This is a genomic window from Streptomyces sp. NPDC000941, from assembly GCF_053599555.1.
In genome coordinates, this window is the sequence record NZ_JBSFMM010000338.1 from 1 (window position 1) to 8,648 (window position 8,648).

General features: G+C 71.0%; 6 protein-coding genes. 3 read left to right on the forward strand and 3 right to left on the reverse strand.

The annotated features are described in order from the left end of the window. Nucleotides 1-165: 165 nt before the first annotated feature. The 3 genes from pyk to pta form a co-directional block, all read right to left on the reverse strand. Entirely contained in the window at nucleotides 166-1,593 is a 1,428-nt protein-coding gene (gene pyk, locus ACWDSL_RS49980) for a pyruvate kinase (RefSeq protein WP_450496008.1), read from the reverse strand. A gap of 136 nt (nucleotides 1,594-1,729) precedes the next feature. Further along, complete coding sequence (locus ACWDSL_RS49985; RefSeq protein ID WP_450496009.1) at nucleotides 1,730-2,875, reverse strand: acetate kinase; 1,146 nt, start codon at nucleotides 2,873-2,875, stop codon at nucleotides 1,730-1,732. After that, nucleotides 2,872-4,995, reverse strand: a complete 2,124-nt coding sequence (gene pta / locus ACWDSL_RS49990) for a phosphate acetyltransferase (RefSeq protein ID WP_450496011.1) — start codon at nucleotides 4,993-4,995, stop codon at nucleotides 2,872-2,874. The genes ACWDSL_RS49985 and pta overlap by 4 nt, the downstream gene beginning before the upstream one ends. Before the next feature lie 231 nt (nucleotides 4,996-5,226). Here pta and ACWDSL_RS49995 point away from each other — a divergent pair, with 231 nt between their 5' ends. The 3 genes from ACWDSL_RS49995 to ACWDSL_RS50005 all read left to right on the forward strand — a co-directional run. Beyond that, the gene (locus ACWDSL_RS49995) at nucleotides 5,227-6,252 is read left to right on the forward strand and encodes a 6-phosphofructokinase (RefSeq protein WP_398531270.1); all 1,026 of its coding nucleotides are present in this window, start codon (nucleotides 5,227-5,229) and stop codon (nucleotides 6,250-6,252) included. 171 nt (nucleotides 6,253-6,423) lie between these two features. After that, a complete protein-coding gene (locus ACWDSL_RS50000) occupies nucleotides 6,424-7,797 on the forward strand; it encodes a hypothetical protein (protein WP_450496013.1) in 1,374 nt (457 codons plus the stop codon). Continuing rightward, nucleotides 7,788-8,648 (forward strand): hypothetical protein (locus ACWDSL_RS50005; protein WP_450496015.1); only part of this gene is annotated, 861 nt, incomplete at its 3' end. The genes ACWDSL_RS50000 and ACWDSL_RS50005, both read left to right, overlap by 10 nt.

Below are 8,648 nucleotides of genomic sequence, written 5' to 3' on the forward strand. Positions count from 1 at the left end.
CGTCGACTTTATTCGTTGGTTAAGTGATGTATACTGTGTAATAGAACAAAAGAGCCGTTGGTGGCCCAACCCCCCCGCGCGGGGGGCGACCCCCCCGGCGCGTCAGCCGCCCGCTCAGGGGCCCCTTCGCCCGCTCGGCGGCCGGGGGCCCGCTCAGCGGCCGGGCTACTTGCTCTCGCCGCCCAGGTGGTGCACCCGGACCATGTTGGTGGTGCCGGCGACGCCGGGGGGCGAACCGGCGGTCATGATCATGGTGTCGCCCTCGTTGTAGCGGCCCAGCTTCGACAGCTCGGCGTCGACGAGGTCCACCATCGCGTCGGTGTGCTCCACATACGGCACCACGAACGACTCCACGCCCCAGCTGAGCGTCAGCTGGTTGCGGGTGGCCACATCGGTGGTGAAGGCCAGGATCGGCTGCTGGGCGCGGTAGCGGGACAGCCGGCGGGCGGTGTCGCCGGACTGGGTGAAGGCCACCAGCGACTGGGCGCCCAGGAAGTCCGCGATCTCGCAGGCCGCACGGGCGACCGAGCCGCCCTGCGTACGCGGCTTCTTGCCGGGGACCAGCGGCTGCAGACCGCGCGAGAGCAGTTCCTGCTCGGCGGCCTGGACGATGCGGGACATCGTCTTGACCGTCTCCAGCGGATACGCGCCGACGGAGGACTCCGCGGAGAGCATGACCGCGTCGGCGCCGTCCAGGATCGCGTTGGCGACGTCGGACGACTCGGCGCGGGTCGGCCGCGAGTTGGTGATCATGGACTCCATCATCTGGGTCGCCACGATCACCGGCTTGGCGTTCCGCCGGCACAGCTCGATCAGGCGCTTCTGCACCATCGGGACCTTCTCGAGCGGATACTCGACGGCCAGGTCGCCGCGGGCCACCATGACGCCGTCGAAGGCCGCGACGACCTCCTCCATGTTGGCGACCGCCTGCGGCTTCTCGACCTTGGCGATCACCGGCACCCGGTGCCCCACCTCGTCCATGACGCGGTGCACATCGCGGACGTCGCCGGCGTCCCGGACGAAGGACAGCGCGACCATGTCGCACCCCATCGCCAGGGCGAACTTCAGGTCCACGATGTCCTTCTCGGACAGCGCGGGCACATTGACCGCGGTGCCCGGCAGGTTGATCCCCTTGTGGTCGGAGATCACACCGCCCTCGATGACGATCGTCTTGACCCGCGGGCCGTCGACCGCGGTGACCCGCAGCTCGACATTGCCGTCGTTGATCAGGACCTGGTCGCCCTTGGAGACGTCGCCCGGCAGCCCCTTGTACGTGGTGCCGCAGATCGTCCGGTCGCCCGGTACGTCCTCGGTGGTGATGGTGAACTCGTCACCGCGCACCAGCTCCACCGGGCCGTCGGCGAAGGTCTCCAGCCGGATCTTGGGGCCCTGGAGGTCGGCGAGCACGCCGACCGCGCGCCCGGTCTCCTCGGAGGCCTTGCGGACGCGGTGGTACCGCTCCTCGTGCTCCGTGTGGCTCCCGTGGCTCATATTGAATCGGGCCACGTTCATCCCGGCCTCGATCAGCGACTTCAGCTGGTCGTAGGAGTCGACGGCGGGGCCCAGAGTGCAGACGATTTTGGAACGGCGCATGAGGCAGATCCTATCCGTTTGTTTCGGAGCGGAATATTTACGCTATGGACAGCGGCGCAATGCCGGGGCAAGAGCCGCCGAACGGCCGGAGATCAGTCGAAGACCAGCCGGAGACCGGGTGGCGACCCAGCAGCGGCTAAGCAGCGACCAACTCGAAGGTCTGGCTGGCGATCTCCAGCTCCTCGTCGGTGGGCACGACGGCCACCGCGACCCGGCTGGCCTCCGTGGAGATCAGCCGCGCCGAGGCGCCGCGCACCGCGTTGCGCACCGCGTCCACCTCGATGCCGAACGCGGGAAGGCCGCGCATCGCCGCCTCCCGCACCGCCGCGGAGTTCTCCCCGACGCCCGCGGTGAAGGCGATGGCGTCCACCCGCCCCAGCACCGCGGTGTACGCGCCCACATACTTCCGCAGCCGATGGACGTAGACGTCGAAGGCGAGCTGAGCCGCCGGGTCGCCCTCGCCCATCCGGCGGCCGATCTCGCGCATGTCGTTGTCCCCGCACAGGCCCAGCAGCCCGCTGCGCTTGTTCAGCAGGGTGTCGATCTCGTCGATCGACATCCCGCCGACCCGGGCCAGATGGAAGATCGCCGCCGGGTCCAGATCGCCCGAGCGAGTACCCATGACCAGGCCCTCCAGCGGGGTGAGCCCCATCGAGGTGTCCACGCACACCCCGCCGCGCACCGCGGAGGCGCTGGCGCCGTTGCCCAGGTGCAGCACGATCGTGTTGACCTCGGCGACGTCCCGGCCCAGCAGCGCGGCGGTGGCCCGGGAGACATACGCGTGGGAGGTGCCGTGGAAGCCGTAGCGCCGCACCCCGTACCGGTCGGCGGTCTCCTGCTCGATGGCGTAGCGCGCGGCCTCCTCCGGCATCGTGGCGTGGAACGCCGTGTCGAAGACCGCGACCTGCGGCAGATCCGGGCGCAGCGCGCGGGCCACCTTGATCCCGGTGACGTTCGCCGGGTTGTGCAGCGGGGCCAGCGGCACCAGCTTCTCGATCTCCTCGACCACGTCGTCGGTGATCAGGGTCGGCTCGGTGAACCGGGTGCCGCCATGCACCACCCGGTGGCCGACCGCCGCAAGTTCGGGCGAGTCCAGGCCCAGGCCCTGCGCGGCCAGTTCCTCGGCGACCTGCTTGAGGGCGGCCGAGTGGTCGACGACGGGGCCCTCCCCGATCCGCTCCACGATGCCGGAGGCGAGCCGGGCGCCGTCGGCCATGTCGAGCAGCTGGTATTTGACCGACGAGGAGCCGGAGTTGAGGACGAGGACTCGGGAGCCGTTCACGCGGTGGGTGCTTTCTGTACGGGGGAGCCGGGGGAGACGGGGAAGCCGGGGGCAGGCGTCTGGGCCTGGACGGCGGTGATCGAGACGGTGTTGACGATGTCCTGGACCAGCGCCCCGCGGGACAGGTCGTTGACCGGCTTGCGCAGCCCCTGCAGCACCGGGCCGACCGCGACCGCGCCCGCCGAGCGCTGCACCGCCTTGTAGGTGTTGTTGCCGGTGTTCAGGTCCGGGAAGATCAGGACCGTGGCCTTGCCCGCCACCTCGGAGCCCGGCAGCTTGGTCGCCGCGACCGCCGTGTCCACCGCGGCGTCGTACTGGATCGGGCCCTCGACCAGCAGGTCCGGACGGCGCTCACGGACCAGCTCGGTCGCCTTGCGCACCTTGTCGACATCCGCGCCGGAGCCGGAGGTGCCGGTGGAGTACGAGAGCATCGCGATCCGCGGCTCCACGCCGAACTGGGCGGCCGTCGTCGCCGACTGGATGGCGATGTCCGCCAGCTGCTCGGCGTCCGGATCCGGGTTGACCGCGCAGTCGCCGTACACCAGCACCCGGTCCGCCAGGCACATGAAGAAGACCGAGGAGACGATCTCGGCGTCCGGCGCGGTCTTGATGATCTCGAAGGCGGGCCGGATGGTGGCGGCGGTGGAGTGCACGGCCCCGGAGACCATGCCGTCGGCCAGGCCCTCCTGCACCATCAGCGTGCCGAAGTACGAGACGTCGGCGACCACGTCGTAGGCCAGCTCGTACGAGACGCCCTTATGGGCGCGCAGCCGCGCGTACAGCTCGGCGAAGCGATCGCGCAGCGGCGAGGTCTGCGGATCGATGATCTGCGCGTCCGCGAGCTGGATACCCAGCTCGGCGGCGCGCTTGCGGATCGTGTCCTCCTCGCCCAGCAGTGTGAGGTCGCACACATCGCGGCGCAGCAGCACATCGGCGGCGCGCAGCACCCGCTCCTCGGTGCCCTCGGGGAGCACGACGCGGCGGCGGCCCGCGCGGGAGCGCTCGATCAGCTCGTGCTCGAACATCATCGGGGTGACCCGGCCGGAGCGGGCGACCGAGATCCGGTTGGTCAGCTCGGCGGTGTCCACATGTCGCTCGAAGAGACCGAGCGCGGTCTCGGCCTTACGCGGCGCGCCCGCGGTCAGCTTTCCCTCCAGCGCGAACAGCTCGGCCGCGGTCGGGAAGCTGCCGCCCGCCACGGCCGCCACCGGGGTGCCCGGGGCCAGCCGGGAGGCCAGCGCCAGGATGTCCTCCCCCGGCCGCTCGTCCAGGGTGAGCAGCACCCCGGCGATCGGCGGGGCGCCCGCGCTGTGCGCGGCCAGCGCCCCGATGATCAGATCGGCGCGGTCGCCGGGGGTCACCACCAGACAGCCCTCGGTCAGCGCGGGCAGAAAGCTGGGCAGCATGGCGCCGCCGAAGACAAAGCCCCGTACGTCCCGCGACAGCCCCGAGTGGTCGCCGAGCAGCACCTCGGCGCCCAGGGTGCGCACCACCTGGGAGACGGTCGGCGCGGACAGCGCGCCGTCCTCGGGCAGCGCGTAGCAGGGGACGGGGAGCTTGTCCCGCAGCAGCTCGGCCACGGCCTCCCGGTCGCCGGGGGCCACCCGGTTCACCACGACGGCGACGACATCGCAGCCCTGCGCCTCATAGGCGCGGTACGCGTTGTGCGCCTCGGCGCCCTGCGACTCGACGCTCTGATCCTTGCCGCTGACCACGGTGATCACCGAGGCGCCGAACTCATTGGCCAGCCGCGCGTTGAGCCCCAGCTCGTCGGGGAGGCTGGTCGCGGCGTAGTCGCTGCCCAGCACCAGCACGTACTCGTACTCGCGGGCCACCTCGTGGAACCGGCCGACCAGGTGCGCCACCAGCTCGTCGGTGCCCCGCTCGGCCTGGAGCGCGGACGCCTCGTCGTAGGTGATCCCGAAGACGGACTCGGGCGACTGGCCCAGCCGGTAGCGGGCCCGCAGCAGATCGAAGAGCCGGTCGGGGTTGTCGTGCACCAGGGGGCGGAAGACGCCGACCCGGTCGACATGGCGGGTCAGGAGCTCCATGACCCCGAGCTCGACGACCTGGCGGCCGTCACCGCGCTCGATCCCGGTCACGTACACGCTGCGCGTCACGCCTGGCACTCCGATCTGATGGTCGACACTCCGGCCTGAAGTGCGGTCGAAACTTCCGTCGAAACTTCCCTAAAAACGGCCGTATCGGCGGCCCCGTCCCCTTGACAATACCTGCGGGCATCGATAAAGCGCTCCTCAGGTACGGGTACAGAGACGGACACAGCACCACCGGGCCCATGAAACAATCGGACTGGCTCACACCTACCCGAAGGCAGCAGGAGACACAGCACGATGCGCATCGGAGTTCTCACCGCAGGCGGCGACTGCCCCGGCCTGAACGCTGTGATCCGTTCGGTCGTCCACCGTGCCGTGGCCGGCCACGGCGACGAGGTCATCGGCTTCGAAGACGGCTTCAAGGGGCTGCTCGACGGCCGTCACCGCAAGCTCGACCTGGACGCCGTGGCGGGCATCCTCGCCCGCGGCGGCACCATCCTCGGCTCCTCCCGCCTGGAGCGGGCCCGGCTGCGCGAGGCGTGTGAGACCTCCAAGGACCACGCCCGCGACTACGGCATCGACGTGCTGATCCCGATCGGCGGCGAGGGCACCCTCACCGCCGCCCGGATGCTCTCCGACGCCGGGCTGCCCATCGTCGGCGTGCCCAAGACCATCGACAACGACATCTCCGCCACCGACCGCACCTTCGGCTTCGATACCGCCGTCGGCGTGGCCACCGAGGCCATGGACCGGCTCAAGACCACGGCCGAGTCCCATCAGCGGGTCATGGTCGTCGAGGTCATGGGGCGCCACGCGGGCTGGATCGCGCTGGAGTCCGGTATGGCGGGCGGCGCGCACGGCATCTGCCTGCCGGAGCGGCCGTTCGAGATCGACGCGCTGGTGAAGATGGTCGAGGAGCGCTTCTCCCGCGGCAAGAAGTTCGCGGTGATCTGCGTCGCCGAGGGCGCGCACCCCGCCGAGGGCACGATGGACTACCAGAAGGGCGAGATCGACCAGTACGGCCACGAGCGGTTCACCGGTATCGGCAACCGCCTCGCCGCCGAACTGGAGCGCCGCCTCGGCAAGGAGGCCCGCCCGGTCATCCTCGGCCACGTCCAGCGCGGCGGCACCCCGACCGCGTACGACCGGGTGCTGGCCACCCGCTTCGGCTGGCACGCCGTCGAGGCCGCCCACCGCGGCGACTTCGGCATGATGACCGCGCTGCGCGGCACGGACATCGAGATGGTGCCGATCGCCGAGGCGGTCACCGAGCTCAAGACGGTTCCGGTGGCCCGCATGGACGAGGCCGAGTCGGTCTTCTGACGTCCGCTCCGTACGACACCTGCTCCGTACGGCACCTGTTCCGCACGACACCTCCCCCGTGCGACCCCTGCAGCGCGTGATGCGGGCTCTGGTACTGTCCCGGCTTGATCAACGGGGTTGTCTGATCACCTGATCGCCTGTGATCAAGGGGGACGAAGGAGCGGGGGCGGGATGCGTCGGTTGTGGGCCCGCGTGTGGCTGCGCCACACGGCCCTGGTGGTACTCGTCATAGCGCTGGTTGCGGTCTTCGTCGTCGTGAACCGCGACAGCGGCGGCCATCTCGCGGCCAACCGCGCCCAGCTGAGAAAGGCGTGTGACGGCACCCTCCCGTACGCGGATCTGAAGCGGCTCGTCCGCGACGGCTCGGCGGGCGAGCTCAGCCAGCACGGCACGATGCTCGAACCCGGCCGGACCAGCCGCTCGCTGCTCCACTGCGCGCTCTCGTGGGGCGACGGATACGGCGTCACCGTGCACGCCGAAGCGCTGGTCTCCGACGTCCCCGAGGGTATGGAGACCGAAGACCTCCTGGGTACGGCCGGCACCGACGGCACGTATGTCGCCCCCGGTACCACCGGCCAGTACGGCAGGCGTGGCGCCTGGCTGGTGACCGAGTGCGTGGACGGGCTGCGCGGCCGGGTCCGGCCCACGACCGACCTGTATGTGTCGGCACTTGTCACCGACGGCGACCACGAGGCCGCCGACAGCGCCGCCGAGCGCGAGGAGCGGGCCAGGGCCGAACGGGCCGCCGCCCTTACCGGCTTCCGCACCGCCGTCCACGTCGCGAACGCCATCACCGAGGCGCAGGGCTGCGGGAGCGCCACGCTCAAGGCGCCGACCCAGGTGCTGGACACCTACGAGGCGCACGACGACAAGGGCGACTGGCGGTCGGAGCGCATCGAGGAGCCCGGCCGCGATCTGCGCAAATGCAACTGGATCAACGCCCGTTCGCTGCCCGGCGTCATGCCCGGGGCCTGGACCACGCTCGGCGACGTCCAGGAGTCCCGGGTGCTGAACGCCTGCCAGGGCACCTGGGACTCGGAGGCCGAGAAGAACGACGGCAGCCAGCCGGCGGACTGGCAGATCACCGGCGTCGAGGCGGCCAGCTGGTCGGGCATTTTCGGCCGGACCGCATACGACTCGTACGAGCGCGAGGGTCATGTGCCGGGGTGGGGAGTGTCCCAGGACCAGGGAAAGCCCGCCGGCGGTGACAAGGGCGACGACGACGGCAAGGTCGGTGGGGCCGACGGCGGGACTGACGGTGCCCAGGGCGAGGACCGGATCTCGTCCTACGTCGAGGACCCTCAACTCGCCCTGTGGGCACGCTCGGTGTGCGGCGGCCGGGACACCTACCACCGCGTCTCGGTGATCCCCTCGATCCTGATCGAGGACGGCGCGACCGCCACCCTGGGCGCCAAGGACCGCGCCAAGCTCTCCCGTACGGCGCGCACGGCGCTTGACCGCTATCTGAGCGCGCCGGACGGCTGGCCGAAGTCGGCGGGGTGCCGCGATACGAAGGTGCTGGGGGAGGTCGAGGAATGGCACTGAGCAGACTGCGACGCGGCGACCGGTCCGAGGAGCAACCTGACGAAGGGGACGGCGAGAGCCCTTCGACCTGGCTCGGTGGCAGGCTCACCCGCCGCCGCGCGTGGGGCCTCGGGGCCGCCGTGCTGGCGCTGGCTGCCCTGACGGGCACGATCGTCTGGATGGCCGGCAGTGACGACCGCGCGCTCGACGCGGCCTGCGACGGAGTGCTGGCCAAGGACGAGGTCCGCGCGGTGCTCGGCGACGGCGAGATCAGCGTGAGCAACCGCACCAAGGGCACCTTCGACGCCAAGGCGAAGGCCAAGGGCGACGAGGACCAGGCCAACACCCTCGCCGTACGGTGCGAGGTGGCGGCCGACGGCAAGGGCAGCGTCAAGGTGAACATCGAGGCCGGCCCGCGGCCCCGCACCACGTACGGCATCGCCGGGACGTACACCCCCGTACCCGGGCGGGGCACCCTCGCGGTCCCCCTCGGCCACGGCTGGTCCGGGGTCTTCGGCACGGACAGTGTGCGGCAGGACGACAACGAGGACGGCGAAGGGACCGCCGCCGTACTGCTGGAGTGCGCCAACGGCGGCACCAGCCTGCTGATCACCGTGGAGACCAAGCTCGGCGGAGTCACCCTCGACGACCCCGCCGTCCGCCCCGACTTCGTCCGCACCGCGACCGCCACCGCCAAGGCGGCCAACGACCACTGGGGCTGCGGCGCGCGCCTGGGCAAACAGGTCCGCACGGTGGGCCTGCCGGTCAACGAGGACGAGTACGAGCCGCTGCTCGGCGCCGACGGCACCTGCGCCGGCGTCCCGACGGCCGCCCGCTCCGCGGTGTCCACGGCCCGCGAGACCGCCCGCGAC